At 60.3% G+C, this 16,219-nt stretch carries 12 protein-coding genes, 1 tRNA gene and 1 rRNA gene; 6 read left to right on the forward strand and 8 right to left on the reverse strand.

Going from position 1 to position 16,219, the window contains the following annotated elements; translation table 11 throughout:
* Positions 1-327 precede the first annotated feature (327 nt).
* From Q1K49_RS06590 to Q1K49_RS06600, 3 genes are all read left to right on the forward strand, one after another.
* Positions 328-1,116 (forward strand): ATP-binding protein, encoded by a 789-nt coding sequence (locus Q1K49_RS06590; protein WP_300524235.1) that lies wholly within the window; start codon positions 328-330, stop codon positions 1,114-1,116.
* 10 nt (positions 1,117-1,126) lie between these two features.
* Complete coding sequence (locus tag Q1K49_RS06595) at positions 1,127-2,845, forward strand: PEP/pyruvate-binding domain-containing protein (RefSeq protein WP_300524238.1); 1,719 nt, start codon at positions 1,127-1,129, stop codon at positions 2,843-2,845.
* 153 nt (positions 2,846-2,998) lie between these two features.
* Positions 2,999-4,771 carry a PEP/pyruvate-binding domain-containing protein gene (locus Q1K49_RS06600; RefSeq protein ID WP_300524240.1) on the forward strand — a complete coding sequence of 591 codons (1,773 nt, stop codon included), beginning with the start codon at positions 2,999-3,001 and terminating at the stop codon, positions 4,769-4,771.
* 56 nt (positions 4,772-4,827) lie between these two features.
* Here the strand turns inward: Q1K49_RS06600 and Q1K49_RS06605 are convergent, their stop codons facing one another.
* The 6 genes from Q1K49_RS06605 to Q1K49_RS06630 form a co-directional block, all read right to left on the reverse strand.
* A complete protein-coding gene (locus tag Q1K49_RS06605) occupies positions 4,828-5,781 on the reverse strand; it encodes a SufD family Fe-S cluster assembly protein (protein WP_300524243.1) in 954 nt (317 codons plus the stop codon).
* 2 nt (positions 5,782-5,783) lie between these two features.
* Positions 5,784-6,521, reverse strand: a complete 738-nt coding sequence (locus tag Q1K49_RS06610) for an ABC transporter ATP-binding protein (RefSeq protein ID WP_213693044.1) — start codon at positions 6,519-6,521, stop codon at positions 5,784-5,786.
* Between the two features lie 18 nt (positions 6,522-6,539).
* Entirely contained in the window at positions 6,540-7,457 is a 918-nt protein-coding gene (gene glsA / locus Q1K49_RS06615) for a glutaminase A (protein WP_300524247.1), read from the reverse strand.
* Between the two features lie 88 nt (positions 7,458-7,545).
* Positions 7,546-8,913, reverse strand: coding sequence for a glucose-6-phosphate isomerase (locus tag Q1K49_RS06620; protein ID WP_300524250.1), 1,368 nt, complete (start codon positions 8,911-8,913; stop codon positions 7,546-7,548).
* A gap of 15 nt (positions 8,914-8,928) precedes the next feature.
* Positions 8,929-9,306, reverse strand: coding sequence for a dihydroneopterin aldolase (locus Q1K49_RS06625; RefSeq protein WP_300524253.1), 378 nt, complete (start codon positions 9,304-9,306; stop codon positions 8,929-8,931).
* 32 nt (positions 9,307-9,338) lie between these two features.
* Positions 9,339-9,584, reverse strand: coding sequence for a glutaredoxin domain-containing protein (locus Q1K49_RS06630; RefSeq protein WP_213693048.1), 246 nt, complete (start codon positions 9,582-9,584; stop codon positions 9,339-9,341).
* A 303-nt stretch (positions 9,585-9,887) separates the two neighbouring features.
* Here Q1K49_RS06630 and nuoE point away from each other — a divergent pair, with 303 nt between their 5' ends.
* From nuoE to Q1K49_RS06645, 3 genes are read left to right on the forward strand one after another with little or no spacing between them, the layout of a single operon-like run.
* Positions 9,888-10,376 carry an NADH-quinone oxidoreductase subunit NuoE gene (gene nuoE / locus Q1K49_RS06635; RefSeq protein ID WP_300524256.1) on the forward strand — a complete coding sequence of 163 codons (489 nt, stop codon included), beginning with the start codon at positions 9,888-9,890 and terminating at the stop codon, positions 10,374-10,376.
* A 19-nt stretch (positions 10,377-10,395) separates the two neighbouring features.
* Complete coding sequence (locus Q1K49_RS06640; protein ID WP_300524259.1) at positions 10,396-12,165, forward strand: NADH-ubiquinone oxidoreductase-F iron-sulfur binding region domain-containing protein; 1,770 nt, start codon at positions 10,396-10,398, stop codon at positions 12,163-12,165.
* A gap of 16 nt (positions 12,166-12,181) precedes the next feature.
* The gene (locus Q1K49_RS06645; RefSeq protein ID WP_300524260.1) at positions 12,182-15,550 is read left to right on the forward strand and encodes an FAD-dependent oxidoreductase; all 3,369 of its coding nucleotides are present in this window, start codon (positions 12,182-12,184) and stop codon (positions 15,548-15,550) included.
* Between the two features lie 438 nt (positions 15,551-15,988).
* Here Q1K49_RS06645 and Q1K49_RS06650 read toward each other — a convergent pair.
* Together Q1K49_RS06650 and rrf are read right to left on the reverse strand one after the other, a co-directional pair.
* A tRNA-Ile gene (locus Q1K49_RS06650) sits at positions 15,989-16,065 on the reverse strand.
* Between the two features lie 17 nt (positions 16,066-16,082).
* Positions 16,083-16,198 (reverse strand): 5S ribosomal RNA (rrf, locus tag Q1K49_RS06655).
* Positions 16,199-16,219: the final 21 nt, after the last annotated feature.

A 16,219-nucleotide genomic window follows, 5' to 3' on the forward strand; every position in this document is an offset into this window, starting at 1 on the left:
GAGGCGGTTCCTCGCCATGCGGTACGCCGCGTTCGCCTCGTCGTTGGCCTTGATGACGTCCTCGATGTCTCGCTGCGCCCTGTCCAGGTCCTGGAGCAACTCCTGATAGCGCGCCAGCGATTCCTCGTGAATCATGCTCACGCTCTCTATGCTATAGTTCAAGGACTTATCGACATGATCGAGAACTTCCTGTAATTTATGATGCAGCACTTCCTGCTCCGCCAAGAAAGCACCTCCTCCGGTCTGCCGCATCCTTGCCGACCGAATCTAGTATAGGTCTCAAGTCTCATGGACACAACCACGCTTCTTTTTGTGAGGTGGAACCACGTGCCGACATGCGCTCCCACTCCGGCGGAGGCAATGCATCCCTCGAAAGCCCCGAAGGAGGAACCGCGTCTTTCGCAGAAGATCCGCTCCCTAGTCGGACAGGCCGTCGCAGCTCACTCCATGATTTCCGAGGGAGACCGCATTCTCGTCGGCCTCTCCGGGGGAAAGGACAGCCTGATCCTTCTGCTGGCCCTCCACCATCTGCGGCAACGGAGCCCCGTCTCCTTCTCGCTCAAAGCCTGCACCGTCAACCCGACGGGCGAGGCCCTGGATACAGGCACACTCGCATCGCTCTGCGACAGGCTGGAGGTCCCCTTCCGCCTCGTCGAGCACGACATCTTCGGCATCATCCGCGCAAGGGAGGAGCGCTCTCCCTGCAGCTTCTGCGCCCATCTTCGCCGGGGCTTGCTGAACACCACGGCCAGGGAGGAGGAGTGCAACCTTCTGGCTCTCGGCCACCACCTGGACGATGTGGTGGAGACGGTCTTCCTGAATCTTCTGGAAGGAGGACGGTTCCGTTGCTTCAAGCCGAAGTTGTGGCACAGCAGGACGGGCATCACCGTCATCCGCCCCCTTGTCTTCGTGGAGGAAGCGCGCATCGCCCGGGAGGTGCTGCGCCTCAGCCTGAACCCTCTCGACATGGCCTGTCCCTTCTCCGGAAAGAGCCGCCGGGCCGGAGCAAAAAAACTTGTGGAACGTCTCTGCGGCGAACAACCCTCTCTGCGCAGCAACATCCTTCATGCCCTGACGCACTTTCAGGCGAACGACGTCTGGACACGGAACGACTAAGGAGGGAATCATGACGAACGCGGAATCCTTCAACAGATTCGACCCCAAACCCTTCTACCGGCAGCGCGGGTGGCTCATCGGAGATGGCGCGGTGGGGGGCAAGGCCCGCGGGCTTGCCTTCGCCCACGCCGCTCTGGAAGGAGCGGAGGAAGTACGACCGCTCGTCGGATTTCCCGAGCTGACCTACGTCGTCTCCACGGAAATCTTCGACGAGTTTCTGGCCATGAACAACCTGAGAGAATTCGTCGATCAGACCGACGACTACAACGACATCCTCGAACAGTTCGAGAACGCCTCTCTTCCTCCGGCGCTCTCTCCCGTGCTCTCCACCATCTCCGAGCGCATCCCCGTTCCCATTGCCGTGCGCTCCTCCTCCATTCTCGAGGACGACACGGTCCTTTCCTTCGCAGGGAAATACGCCACACGCTTTTTCGGCAACACCGGTTCTCCCGAGTACCGGCTCAAACGCATCGAACGAGCAGTCAAACAGGTTTTCGCCTCCACCTTCAATCCCTCGGCACGGGAATACCAGAGAAAACACGGCATCGAACCGCATCGCGAGAAAATGGCCGTCCTCATTCAGCCCATCGTCGGCAGGCGCCGCGGCTCCTGGTACTACCCTGAATTCGCCGCCACGGCCTACTCCAAGGTCTTCCGGCGCCCTTCCCCCCGAATCAACAAGGACGACGGAGTGATGCGCGTCTGTTTCGGCCTCGGAACACGCACGGTGGACCGCGTTTTCGCCCGGACGTTCTATCTGACGAACCCGAATCTCCGCGCAGAGGGGAATCGTCCGAGCGATATTTTTGCTCATTCCCAGGAAGAGTTCGACTACGTGGACCTGGAACACGGCTTTTTCCTCACAGGGCGCGTGGAATTCGCCCTGGCGGAAATCATGAAACATCACGCATTCGCTCCGGCGTTCATCGAATGGTTCGACGGAAACATGTTCCACTGGCTGCACACGGATACCAGAGGCATGGACACTCCGCGCCCGGCCTTCACCTTTGCGGATTTTCCCAGACGTTGCGGCGCGCTTTTCAGGACCGTCCGCCGTCTCCTCGCCCTTTTTGAACAGGAAATGGGGTTGCCTGCGGACATGGAAATGGTCTACGAATCGGACCCGGGAGAGCTCACCCTGGTCCAGCTTCGTCCGCTTTCGACGTTCGAGGACCTGGGACGCGTCGTCATCCCCTCCTACATTCCGGAAAATCGTCTCATTCTCCGGGGAAATCGCATGGTCGCCAACGGCCTTCTGCGGCACATCAGCCATCTCGTGTACGTGGATCCGGACATCTACGGGCAACAGGCGGACTTCTACGAGGTCGCCCGGGGAATCGGTGCGATCAACGCGCAACTCGAGGGGAAGCGCTATATCCTTGTCGGCCCCGGCCGATGGGGCAGCACAAACCCGGCACTCGGCGTTCCCGCGCTCTACAATGAAATCTCCAACTGCGGATGCCTTGTGGAGCTGGGAATCCCCAGCCGCGGCATGACTCCGGAGCTTTCTTACGGCACACACTTCTTCCTCGATCTCGACGTGGACAACATTCTCTATCTTCCCGTCTTCGACGGAGCGAGCGGCAACATTTATGCGAAAACATGGTTCGACACGGCGCCCTATACGCTGGGAGCTCACCCGTCCATTCGCATCTACCAGGGCAATTTCGACGTCTTTCTCGACGGCGAGGAGGAGATCGGCGTCATTACCGGAAATCCCTCGCCATGAGGGGACATCTCTCCGGGGTTTTTCTGCCCGTTTCCAAAATCCACGCACCTTTTTCGCGAGCACGACGTTCTTGCTCCAACAAGGAAAACGCGATGGGAAAAGCGTAAGGTTTCCATCAGGGCGCATCAGCGACGGTTCTGAAAGGACGACGCCATGAGCGGCACGGAAAAGACAACAAAACGGTACTTTGCGTGGGATCCCCTCAGCGATCCGGAATTCGCCCCCCTCATCGTCGGTGACGGTCATGTGGGAGGCAAGGGACGCTCGCTACTCTACGCCATCCACACACTTCGAAACAGCGGTGACGAGGCACTTGCAAGGACTGCATTGCCCCGTTCCCTGTTTCTCTCCGTGAACACGTTCTACGATTTCCTCCGGCAGATTCCCGATTTTTCGCCGTCGGCGGCGCTCCTCCATCCGGAGGAGACCGAAAAACTTTTTCTCGCCACACCGCTGCCCGAAAATGCTCTCCTTGCCCTCCGCACCTTTCTCGCGGAGGTCGATGATCCCCTCGTGGTCCGCAGCAGCAGCGTCCTTGAAGATTCGGTCATTCACTCCTTCGCGGGGAAATACCTCAGCACCTTCTTCGGAAACGTCACCAACGATCTCGACGTGCGGATGAGCGCCGTCACGACCAGCATCAAGCGCATTTACGCACGAACATTCTTTCAGAAGGCCGTGAGCTACCGGGAAAAACACGGACTGGGAGAGGACGCGATGGGCATCATCGTCATGCGCATGGCCGGAAAATGGCGCGGTCGTTATTTCTACCCCACCACGGGAGGCGTGGCCTACTCGAAGAATTTCCGGCGCTGGTCCACACGACTTCGCGCCGAGGACGGGGTGGTTCGCCTCGTCTTCGGTCTCGGCACCATGAGCACCAAAAGAGGATACGCCAGAACCTATTCACTCACGAATCCCAATCTGCGCCCGGAAGGACAAAACCCGTACAAGATCATGCGCCACGCCCAGGAACACTTTCAGGCCGTGGATCGGGAACACCCCGACGACCTGACCACACTGGACGTGAAGAAGTGCTGGAAGCAGATCTACCCGTTCCACAGGGACCTGAGCACCTACGCCCAGGTGTACCACCCGGACCCGGACGGAGGCACGTTCATGGCCCTTTGTCCCCTCTCGGAGCTCTCGGAGGGTTTCTCGAAGATATGCCTCACCTTCGAGGAATTTCCCCGCAAATATCCCCGCTTCTTCAGCCGCATGAAGAGGACTCTCGCTCTGTTGGAGCAGGCCATGGGTGTCCCCGCGGACGTGGAGTTCGCCTACGAGCCGGAGGAGGACCACCTCGAACTCCTCCAGTCCCGCCCCCTGTGGCAGGCCCAGAGCGAGCCCTGCACGGACATTCCCGAGACGCCGGACCGACGGGTCATCCTCAAGGCGGACCGTATGGTCACCAACGGCGCCGTCACCGACGTTCCCTACCTCGTCTACGTGGATCACCGGGTCTATGCCGTGGCGGAGAATTTCTTCGCCGTGGCACGAAGTGTGGGACGAGTGAACCAGCAGCTTTCGGGAAACAAGTTCATCTTCGTCTCGCCGGGACGCGTAGGTTCGAGCAACCCCGAATTGGGTGTTCCCGTGCAGTACCATGAATTGACGAACTGCTGCTGCATCGTCGAACTCGGCATTCCGAAGCTGGGCTACATGCCGGAACTCTCCTACGGCACTCATTTCTTCTCGGATCTGGAAGTGGACAACGTCCTCTACATGCCCGTCTACGACGGCGAGAAGCGCAACATCTTCGACGAAAGCTGGTTCGACGGTATGCCCTTCGAACTGGGACCCCACGATGCCATCCGCATCTACAAGGGGCATTTCTCTGTCTACATGAACGGAGAGAGCAACGAGGGCGTCATCCTGGCGGACAACAACGGGACCGGCGTAAACGACGAGCCGGGGCGCCCCTGAGAGGTACCCCGGCCCTGTTGTTTCGTTTCTCGCTCTCCTTTTTGCTTTTTTGAGCCCTAACGGAGCAGCCCCGAGACGATGACGTCCACCGCCTGAGCCTCGTCAAGCCCCTTGGCCATAAGTCCCTCGATCTTGTCGTCGGCAATTCTCCCGATGGCGGCCTCGTGGGTCACTTCCGCCTCGGGGTGCGTCACCCGCACGACCGGGGATGCCTCCGCCCTCGCCGCCCCCTGGATGACTTCCGTACAGTCCACGTGCCCCCGAGCACCAGCGGCGGCTCCTTCCACCAGGCCGTGAAACAACCCCGAGCTTGCGTCCCGAAGCACCACCTTGGCCTTCACCAGGGCGGTGCTTCCCGCGCCGTTGAGACGGACGAAATCCTGCACACGACACTGGTCGTCGTCTTTGCCGTAGACTTTGGAGGTGAGTTCCACCCGGCTTCCCACGCCACGGGCGTCCACGTCGATGAGGATGTCCAGATCCCCTACGCGTCCTTCCACGAGGGTAAAATCACCCCGGTAGAACGCCCTGTCGTGAAGCACGACCCGGCTGACGGGTTTCACCGAGATCCGCCCCTCCGGGCCGTGGACATGGACTTCGTTGTAGGTGAACTCCGCCCCTTCTCCGACGACGATGTCTCCCTCCATGGCGTGAAGAAACTCCACTGCATTCGGAAAAATGCAATGAGCGAGGAAGGTCGCCCTGGCTCGGGCACCGATGGAGACATGGCTCGTGATGACCTGCCGCCCCTCCGTTCCGAGATGTCCGAAACAGAGATGCACCTGTTTCGACAGAACCACCCCGTCGTCCACGGTGATGAAGGCCTCGATACCGTCCTCTTTTTCCGTCGCGTCGATGGTAACCCCCGGCAGGGGGTGGGAAGCGAGGATCTTGTTCGCATGGACCACCACGTAGACCGCGTCGGCACTCCCCACGGAGGCCCCGTGCCCTCCCGTCTCGGACGCAATGGAAACCAACGTGGTGTATTCCGACGCCGCATCGAAGGCCATGGTCAACACACCTCTTTCACGATCTCGGGCTCCAGCTCCGTGCAGGGGGAACATTGGGAGAGGAAATAGCGCTTCACTGCCTCGGCACTCCCCTCAAGGATCATTCTCCCTCCGCACATGAGATAGGACCTGTCGCAGGCTGCGGCGACATCCTCCCGATGCGTGATGATGAGCACCGCATTGCCCCCCTCGGAAAGGGTCCGGAAAAGCGTCATGATCTCTCCGAGCGCGAGAAGATCCACGCCCGAATCGGGCTCGTCCAGGACCGAAAGCCTCGGGTGCATCAGGAAAATGGACGCGAGTTCTATGCGCTTTCGTTCACCTCCGGAGAGACTCTTGTCCACCATCCGGTCCAGATAGGGCGGATCGAGCATCACCCTGGAGAGCGCGTCCTCCATCATTCCCTCGGTGACGCGCTGCGAGGAAAGACGCAGATAATCCCGAACGGAAATCCCTTCATACCGGGCAGGATGCTGCCAGGCCAAGGAAATACCCCGTCGGGCCCGATCCGTCACGGAAAGGGGCAAAAGATCCTCCCCGTCGAACCGGATCTGCCCCCTGGAGGGACGATATCGCCCTATTCCCATGATGGAATAGGCCAGGCTCGACTTTCCCGCACCGTTTCTGCCGAGAACTCCGACGATCTCCCCAGGGCGGACCTGAAGCGTCACCCCCCGAAGAATCGACGATCCATCCTTCTCGACATGAACATCCTCGACAAACAGCAGCGCATGCGTCATCTTCCGACGCCTCCTTTCCTAAAGAACCCTGAGATTCCCCCGTGCCGAGAGGTGTTCAAGCACCGCCATGCCGCCCACGGAATTCCCCTTTCCGTCAAGGGCCGGGCCGAACACACCAATACCCATCCGTCCGGGAACCGCAGCGACGATCCCGCCTCCGACACCGCTCTTCGCAGGGATGCCCACCCGAACGGCAAACTCCCCGGAGCCGTCGTAGAGGCCGCAGGTCGCCATCAGTGCCCGGAGCACACGCGCCGTGGAGCGGCGCAGCAGGCGTTCCCCCGAGAAGGGGTCGATTCCGTCCAGGGCGAGGACCATTCCGAGAAAAGCCAGTTCCTTGGTCGTCACCAACATGCTGCACTGGCGGAAATAGGTGTCCAGGAGATCTTCCACGTCCCCCTTCAGGCTCCCCACGCTGCGGAGAAAGAAGGCAAGCGAGCGGTTTCGATCGCTCGTATTTTTTTCCGAAACGTAGGTGGGCTCGTGCACGGCGATGGCGTTGTTCCCGAGGAGCCTTCCAGCCCAGGAGAGCACCGCCGCAATCCGAGTTTTACCGTCTCTGTAGGGAAGCAGCGAGAGAATCACCAGTGCTCCCGCGTTGATGAGCGGATTCTGGGGACGATGAGGCCGCACCATTTCGAGACGCATGATCGAATTGAAGGGATCCGCCGTAGGGTCCATGCCGACCCTCTCGAAAACGTGATCCTCTCCCAGTTCCTCGATGGCGAGAGCCAGAGAGATCAATTTCGAAATGGACTGCATGGTGAAGGGGAAAGAGGCGTCACCCCCCTGAAAAAACGTTCTCTCCGTCGTGAGGACGGACACACCCAGCATGCGGGGATCTGCCTTTGCAAGTTCCGGAATGTACGAGGCGACACCCCCGGAAGAACATTCGTCGCGGCACTCCGCCACAAGGCGACACAATAATTCCTGCATGGAACACCCCCGCGCATTTCTCGAAGGAAAAGGGGACCGCGGCGGACCAGGGTCCGCGACGATCCCCTTTTTCACGCATCTTCCGTCGCTACATCCACATCCTGGACATCATGATCGCTTCGTGCCGCTCCACCTGGGTCGTCTCATCCTCGAATCCGTTCCGTCCCATGAGGCCGTAAATGTACCGCTTCCCCTGCTCCACTCCCGGTTGATCGAAGGGATCGATGCCGAGGAGGAATCCGGCACAAGCGGTAACATGCTCGAAAAGAAAGATCAGGGCTCCGAGGCGATAGGCGTCGAGCACGGGAATCTGAAGCCACAGAAGCGGTCGCCCGGCCTTCACGAGAGCCGACGCCGTCGCCCTCGCCTCGACGCGGAGCATCTCCCCGAAATCCTTCCCCGCCAGGTACGCAAGAGGGGCAAGGCTCTCCGCACCTCCTGCGGGAATGGCAAGTCCGGGACGGTGGCGCTCCACATCGACGAGCGTGTACAGTTTGTCATCCGGGCCGGACATGTACAGCTGGAGTTGGGAGTGCTGATCGATGGCACCGAGAGCGCGCACGGGTGTGCTTCCCAGGTTCGCCTTCCCCAGACTTTCCCCCCAGAGTTGCGCAAACCATTCAGAAAAATCCCGCAGGCCGTCCGCATAGGGCATGAAAACCGCCATATTCCGTCCGTCCCGAAAGGCAAGCACGTGCAGCGCCGCCAAAATCCACGACGGGTTGTCCGCGAGGCCCGAGGCACCGACGATGCGGGCATCCATAGCCCGCGCCCCCGCAAGAAGAGACTCCGTATCGATACCCACCGCCTCCGCGGCGGCAAGCCCGACGCAGGAGAGCACGGAAAAACGTCCTCCCACGGAGGGAGGTACCGGAAGAGTCCGACAGCGTGTTTCCGACACAAAGGAACGGAGTGTTCCCTTTTCGGGATCCGTGAGCACCAGAATCCGGGCCAGTGCAGCCTCCTCACCCAATCGATTCCGCAGGCGCTCGTAGAACCACAGAAAATTCGCCATGGTCTCCGCGGTGCTCCCGGATTTACTGGCGACAACGAACACCGTCTCGGCCGGGTCGATCACGTCCCAGATGGCCTGGAGTCCTCCGGGGTCCACATTGTCCGCCACATAGAGGCGCGGCCCCCCCCTTTTCTCCCGCGGCAGCTCGTTATGGAACGGATGCAGAAGCGCTCCCGCCAACATGAACGTCCCCAGAGCGGATCCGCCGATACCGATCTGTACCACCGCATCGAAGGACGCGAGCCATCGCGAGACGGCACGACACTCCTCCTGGTCCGCATAGGGAAGGCAGAGCCAGCCGAAACCGGATTCGTTCCTCTCCGCGCCTTCGCGGAGACGCGCCTCCGCCGCCATACAGGCGGATTCCATCCCGCCGAAGGCATCACCCCACCGCACATGGGCCGAACCGTAGGCGAGGCGCAAGAGCCGTTCGTCATCCATGGTCTCACCCCGCTTCTATCCTTCGAGGAGATCCTCCCGCGTCACCATGAGCGTCACCTCTGAGGAGGAAAGGACGCCCGGCACATAGAGCTGCCCTCGTTTCACCGAGGCCTCCACCATTTCCGTCTCCGCATAGTCGTCGAGGAGTTTCTTCGCGATGGCGAACGTCAGTCCTTCCATCGTTTCATACTTCGTCCCCATGACCACCTTCTGAACCGTCTCATAGATCTCCGCGTAGGCATAGACGCTGTCCGGCTTTCCCAAGTCCGCCAGGGGAACATCGTAGCTGACGCACAACGAAACTTCCAACACCTGCCCCAGCTCCCGCTCCACTTCGAGCGAACCGTGAAACGCATGAAAACGCATCCCCTCGAGTTTCAACGTACAAAGCACGCTCATCACTCTCCTTTGCTGTCGGACCAAGGTCAGGCGAGCAATCCTGCGTCCCGGAGAGCCTCCAGGAGGGAATCCTTGTCGAACCCGACGATATAACGGTCCCCTATGGCCGTCACGGGGACCCCCATCTGCTTGGTGTTTTTCACCATCTCCATGGCCGCCTCCCGATCCTTGCTGACATCGATGTCCTCGTAGGCGACGCCGTTGGACTGGAGAAATTCCTTCACTTTCGTACACCAGGGACACGTTGGAGTGGAATACACTTTCACGGACACTCCGGGTTCCTCCTCTCAGGTCGTTCACGTCCGTGCTCCGTCCGGAACAGCGGATCTCTCCGAAGGAATGGGCGCGCGGGCCGTCGAAAAGCACTGTGTTCACAGCAAAAACCTATTTTTTCCGAAATTCACCAAAAAGAGAAAGATCTTCCTCCACATCATATGAGAAGAATGTCTTTCCCAGACTGTGCGAGAATGACCGTTTCTTGTCTATAATGGGCTTCGGTGCGGTGTGCGCTCTCCGTTGGCACGCCGTACCCCCGCTTTTTTGAAGTATAGCACAAAACACAGGGAGGGACTTGTATGACGACGGCAGCATCAGTGGAGGCAGGCACTGCTGCGCAGCTTGATCTCATCGTGGAGCGGCACAGGGGGAAACGGGGCAATACTATCCCGTTGCTTGCGGAGATCCAGAAGGAACTCGGATATCTTCCGGAAGAGGCGATCCGCTACGTTTCGTCAAAGCTCGACATTCCCGCGGCGGAACTGTTCGGCGTCGCCACGTTCTACGCCATGTTTCGTCTTCAGCCGGAGGGACGCTACGTGGTCCGTCTCTGCCGTGGAACGGCATGTCACGTCCAGGGTTCGCTCCTTATCGGCGAACAGCTCCAGCGCTATCTTCACGTCAAAGAGGGGGAAACCACCGAGGACGGGCTGTTCACGCTCCAGTTCGTCGCGTGTCTCGGCTGCTGCAGCCTCGCGCCCGTCATGATGGTCGGGGACGAAGTGCACGGACGCCTTACGCCGGAGAAGGCCGTGGACGTTCTCGAAGCCTATCGGACCAAGTCCTAGGACAGGAGGATATCGGATCATGACGAAAACCATCGTGAAGGTGGGTATGGCGAGCTGCGGCGTCGCTGCGGGAGCCCGTCCCGTCTTTGACAGGCTTTCCACCCTGCTCGACGGAAGAGATGATGTCGTCCTCAAGCAGGTCGGCTGCGTGGGGCTCTGTTTTTCCGAACCGCTCGTGGAAATCGAGCGGGAGGGCGTACGCTCCCTCTATGGAAAAGTGACTCCGGAATTGGCGGAGCAGATCGTACAAGACCATGTGAACCAGGGGAAAGTCCTTACCGAGGGACTGATCTTCTCCACGAGCGAAGCGGCCCCCGAAAATACCATGGTGGAGAAGCAGGTCCGGGTCGTCCTTCGGAACTGCGGACGCATCGACCCCGAGAAGATCGACGAATATATCGCAGCCGGAGGATACGAAGCACTCAAGAAAGTCCTCGACAGCATGCCCCCGGAACAGGTGATCCAGGAGATCCTCGACAGCGGTCTCCGGGGACGGGGCGGCGCCGGTTTTCCCACAGGACTCAAGTGGAAGTTCGCCCGAGCTGCACAGGGCAGTGACAAATACGTGGTCTGCAACGCCGACGAGGGAGACCCCGGCGCCTTCATGGACCGGTCGGTGCTGGAAAGCGATCCCCACAGCGTTCTTGAGGGAATGGCCATCTGCGCCTACGCCATCGGAGCGACCCACGGGATCATCTACTGTCGCGCCGAATATCCTCTGGCGATCAAACATCTGAACATCGCCCTCAAGCAGGCCCGGGAGCGAAGCTTCCTCGGCGAGCGTATCCTCGGGAAAGACTTCTCTTTCGACATGTACATCAAAGAAGGCGCGGGAGCCTTCGTCTGCGGCGAGGAAACGGCCCTCATCGCCTCCATCGAGGGAAAGCGCGGAACACCGCGCCCGAGGCCTCCCTTCCCCGCCCAGAGCGGCGTCTGGGGGAAACCGACGAACATCAACAACGTGGAGACCCTCGCGAACGTCGCATGGATCATCCAGAACGGAGCCGGAGCCTTCAATCGCCACGGCATCGGCAAGAGCCGCGGGACAAAGGTCTTCGCCCTGGCCGGAAAGATCGCCAAGGGAGGGCTGGTGGAAGTTCCCATGGGCATGCCGCTTCGGGAGGTCATCTTCGACGTGGGAGGCGGCATTCCCGGAGGGAAAGCCTTCAAGGCCGTACAGATGGGAGGCCCCTCCGGAGGATGCATACCCGCGGCACTGCTCGATACGCCGGTCGATTACGAATCCATTAATGCGACGGGAGCCATCATGGGCTCCGGCGGCATGATCGTCATGGACGAATCGACCTGCGTGGTGGACGTGGCGAAATTCTTTCTCTCCTTCACCCAGCGGGAATCCTGTGGCAAGTGCCCCTTCTGCCGTATCGGCACGAAACGCATGCTCGAGATTCTGGAACGCATCAGCAAAGGCGAGGGAAAAATGGAAGATCTGGACCTGCTGGAGGAACTCTGCGCCCAGATCAAGGACGGTTCCCTCTGCGGGCTCGGCCAGACCGCGCCGAATCCGGTCCTCACCACGCTGAAATATTTCCGAGCTGAATACGAGGCGCACATCCTCGACAGGAAGTGCCCCGCCAAAGCCTGCACGTCCCTCATCCACTACACCATCAACCCCGCCACATGCATCGGATGCACCAAATGTGCCCGCGTCTGTCCCGTAAAGGCCATCAGCGGTTCGGTAAAGCAGCCCCATGTGATCGACGACGAGACCTGCGTCCGGTGCGGTCAGTGCATCAACGTCTGTCCCGTCAAAGCCATTACCGTGGAATAAGGAGGTTCGTGCAGTCATGAGCGAACGAACTGTGAAAGTCATCCTCAATGGACGCGACGTCTACGGGAAACCGGGGCAGCGTCTTTTGGATCTCTGCGCGGAGTGCGGCATCGAGATTCCCGCGCTCTGTTACGATCCTCATCTCTCCCTCCACGGCGGCTGCTCCATCTGCCTCGTGGACATCCAGGGTGCACGGGCGCTTTCTCGGGCCTGCGCAACCACCATTACCCCCAACATGGTCGTCCGGACCGACACGGACCGGGTCCGCAAAGCGCGCAAGCTCGGGCTGGAACTTCTCCTTTCGGATCACGTGGGAGACTGTCGCCCCCCCTGCGCGCTCGCCTGTCCCGCAAGAGGCGATGTCCAGGCCTACGTCAACCTCGCCGCCCAGGGGAAATACGCGGAATCCATGGAAGTCCTTCACCGAAACGTCACGCTCCCTGCCTCCATCGGCCGGGTTTGCCCCGCTCCCTGCCAGGAGAAATGCCGACGGAACCTCGTCGACGAGGCCCCCGTCTCCATCCGTGAGATCAAACGCTTCGTGGCGGACTCCTGCCTCGCCGAGGGAGATCTCGGCGACATACCCTCCATTGAGGAGAACGGCCGTTCCGTGGCCGTCGTGGGCGGCGGACCTGCCGGGCTTTCCGCGGCCTATTTCCTGCGCCTCAAGGGATATGCGGTGACCATCTTCGACAAGGAACCTCTTCTCGGGGGAATGATGCGCTACGGCATCCCCGACTATCGCCTGCCCCAGGAGATACTGCAGGCGGAAATCAACTGGATTCTCGCTCACGGCGTCGAGGCAAGAACCGAGACGGCGCTCGGCAAGGACGTCACTCTGGAACAGCTTCGGGACGAACACGACGCGGTGGTCCTCGCCATGGGATGCTGGCGCTCCTCACCCCTGCGCTGCCCCGGAGAAGAACTGCCGGGCGTGCTCGGCGGCATCGATTTCCTCTACTCCGTCAACACGGGGAAACCCGTCCAGGTGGGCAAACGGGTGGCCGTGGTGGGCGGCGGCAACACCGCCATGGATGCCTCTCGCTGTGCGAAACGCTCCGGAGCGGACAAGGTCTATGTGGTCTACCGACGGACCAGGGACGAAATGCCCGCGGAGAAGGTGGAGATCGCGGAAGCCATGGAGGAAGGCGTGGAATTTCTTTTCCTCGCGGCCCCCACGGCGGTGGAGGGAACCGGGAGAGTGGAACGCCTCCTCTGCGAGCGCATGACCCTCGGAGAGCCCGATGCATCGGGGCGAAGACGCCCCGTCCCCACCGGCGAAGTCTTCACCCTGGAGGTGGATACGGTCATCGCCGCCATCGGCCAGGCTCCGGATCTCAAGCCCCTGCCGAAGAACATCCACGACGGCAGGAGCATCACCTCCAACGAGGACTACGCCACGGCCCTTCCAGGGGTCTTCGTCTGTGGCGACCTGCAGCACGGTCCGGACATCGCCATTGCCGCCATCGGCAACGGCCACTGGGCGGCGGAATCGGTGCACGCCTTCCTCACCACGGGCAAGGCGAAACGCCCCTTCGAATACGACGTGGTCAGAACAGATCTGACGGCGGCGGATTTCACCCACGTGGAAAGGACAACCCAGGAACACGCCCGTCATGACGAGGCGGCGGTCCGTCTCCAGGCTCCCTATGAAGAGTACAATCACGGTCTCACGGAGGAACAACTCCTCCGGGACGCTGCCCGCTGCATGGAATGCGGCTGCCCCGATCTCTTCGAGTGCAAACTCCGGAAATACGGCATCGACTACGAAGTCCAGCCGGATCGCGTCGCCGGGGAGCACGTCTCCAAGGAAGAAGAGGTCAACGCCTACTACGTGCGCAACATGGACAAGTGCATTCTCTGCGGACGTTGCGTCCGCACCTGCGACGAAATCGCCGGTTTCCACGCCATCGACTTCACCCGCCGAGGCTTTGAAGGAAGCATCGACACGGAATACTGGAAGAGTGTGGACACTTCGGCCTGCACATCCTGCGGGCTCTGCGTCCAGCTCTGCCCCGTGGGTGCACTGCTCGAAAAAAGAGCACCCAGAAAACCGCACTCGGAAAAGCCCCGGCTCGTCCCCACCGCCTGCGGCGCCTGCCCCGTGGCATGCGACATCACGCTCAACCTCGACGCGGCACAGAGCAGGGTCGTTCGCGTCACCACCGACCTGGACAACCCGCTTTCTCACACTTTCGGGAACAGTTGCGCCCAGGGGCGCTTCGATCTTGAACGCCACTGGACGAACCGTGTCGAAGAACCCATGCTTCAGGGAGCTCCTGTACAATGGAGGGCGATTCTGGACGATCTGGCATCCCGTCTTCGCAAAGGAGCGGAAGCCGGAGAAAAAACGGCGATCCTCGCCGGGGGCGATCTTTCCAACGAGGAATACCGTCTTCTCGATCACTTTGCCGCGGAAGCTCTTCCCGGAACCGTCCTCGGTGTTGTCGGCGCCGATGCGCTTCGTTCGGCACAGACACAAGCCAAGGCCATTTCTGGCGCATCCCCCCTCGCATCCTACGACGAAGTCCGAAACGCGGACACGTATCTTCTCGTCGAGACCGACACGGAATCTACCCATCCCGTTTTCACCTCCTGGATCCGCCTTGCCCAGAGAAAACGAAACGCCCGTGTTCTCGTGGTGGGGAACGGTGAAAACACCCTCCTCAAAGGCGAGGCTCTTCGAATGGTGCCGAAAGAAAAACAAACGGATGCGCTTTTCAAAGGACTTCTTCGGGCACTTCTCGTCGCGAAAGGTGAAACACCGGGAAGCGATCTCGACGACGCCACACCGGGAAAAACCGCCGCGCTCACGGGAGTGTCGGTGGAGACTCTCGAGCACGCGGCCCGTACCCTTGCCGAAAGCAAATCCCTGGTCACCCTCATCGGAGAGGAAGCCTACGGAACCGAGGCATGCCTCGCAGGCCTTCTCGCACTGCTGCATAAACTGGAACAGAAGCGGCATCTTTTCCTCAACGAAACGACGAACGTCCACGCTGCTCTGACATACGCTCCCGGTGCCGTCTCCGTGGCGGAGATCAAGGCAGCCATCGTCAGCGGTGAGATCAAACGACTCCTGTTCGTCGGAACAACTCCCAATGAAGTAGGGATCTCTCCAAAGGAACTCGCGAAGACAGATCTCCTCGCACTTGCAGTGACACACGACAACGCCGGCCTCGCCGAGGCCACCCACGTGCTTCCCCTTGCACATTGGACAGAACGGGAGGGCACCGTCACCACGCTGTCCGGCCTTTCCGTACGGCAGGCCCGCGGGATTTCCTCCCCGGGAGAGGCGCTTCCCTTAACATGGATTCTGACAACCCTTGCACGGCGTCTCGACAAGGAACTGGTCGCTTCTCCCGCGGCATGCTGTTCCGCTTCGTGATCCATCTCAGAAACAAGGTGTCTTCTCCCTCGAATATTTCCAACAGCCCCGGAGACCGTTGCTGAAGGTGGCGGGGTAATCCGGACGCAAGAAAGAGGGAAGACAGGAAGGGGCGGCCGATTTTGGCCGCCCCTTCCTGTCTTCCCTCTTCTGAAGAAACCTCTGTCCGGTGTCAACGCATATCCGTAGCAACATGGAACCTCTGGATAAGGCTACATCAGCCCCGCAAGACGCCTTGCAGAGCCTGATGCGACCCGAGTCAAGAAAGCGATAGGTCTTTATTCAGAGTTTTCACATCATTTGGCTAAGACCTTTTGAAGCAAACTCTGCCCTGTGCCGACAGTGGCACCTTTCCATCGGATCTGACCATTGTTCAATCCAGTTGCCGGGGGAGATAAAAAAATCGCCTTCGGAGATGACTCCGAAGGCGACCAAATTTGGTGGGCCGGAGTGGATTCGAACCACTGACCTCACGGTTATCAGCCGTGTGCTCTAGCCACCTGAGCTACCGGCCCTCCACTCAAAATCAGGTTTCTGGCAGTGACCTACTCTCCCACGGGTACCCCCCGCAGTACCATCGGCGCTGGAAGGCTTAACTTCCGGGTTCGGCATGGAGCCGGGTGTGTCCCCTCCGCCATGACCACCAGAAACCAATCCTTGCACCCGAAA

The organism is Aminiphilus sp., assembly GCF_029975095.1.
Taxonomy (GTDB): domain Bacteria; phylum Synergistota; class Synergistia; order Synergistales; family Aminiphilaceae; genus Aminiphilus.

What these genes read in the sequence shown, in the direction of transcription:
- Q1K49_RS06595 (WP_300524238.1), top strand. Translation starts at nt 1,127, where the DNA reads ATGACGAACGCGGAATCCTTCAACAGATTCGACCCCAAACCCTTCTAC.
- Q1K49_RS06600 (WP_300524240.1), top strand. Translation starts at nt 2,999, where the DNA reads ATGAGCGGCACGGAAAAGACAACAAAACGGTACTTTGCGTGGGATCCC.
- Q1K49_RS06605 (WP_300524243.1), bottom strand. Translation starts at nt 5,781, where the DNA reads ATGGCCTTCGATGCGGCGTCGGAATACACCACGTTGGTTTCCATTGCG.
- Q1K49_RS06610 (WP_213693044.1), bottom strand. Translation starts at nt 6,521, where the DNA reads ATGACGCATGCGCTGCTGTTTGTCGAGGATGTTCATGTCGAGAAGGAT.
- glsA (WP_300524247.1), bottom strand. Translation starts at nt 7,457, where the DNA reads ATGCAGGAATTATTGTGTCGCCTTGTGGCGGAGTGCCGCGACGAATGT.
- Q1K49_RS06620 (WP_300524250.1), bottom strand. Translation starts at nt 8,913, where the DNA reads ATGGATGACGAACGGCTCTTGCGCCTCGCCTACGGTTCGGCCCATGTG.
- nuoE (WP_300524256.1), top strand. Translation starts at nt 9,888, where the DNA reads ATGACGACGGCAGCATCAGTGGAGGCAGGCACTGCTGCGCAGCTTGAT.
- Q1K49_RS06640 (WP_300524259.1), top strand. Translation starts at nt 10,396, where the DNA reads ATGACGAAAACCATCGTGAAGGTGGGTATGGCGAGCTGCGGCGTCGCT.
- Q1K49_RS06645 (WP_300524260.1), top strand. Translation starts at nt 12,182, where the DNA reads ATGAGCGAACGAACTGTGAAAGTCATCCTCAATGGACGCGACGTCTAC.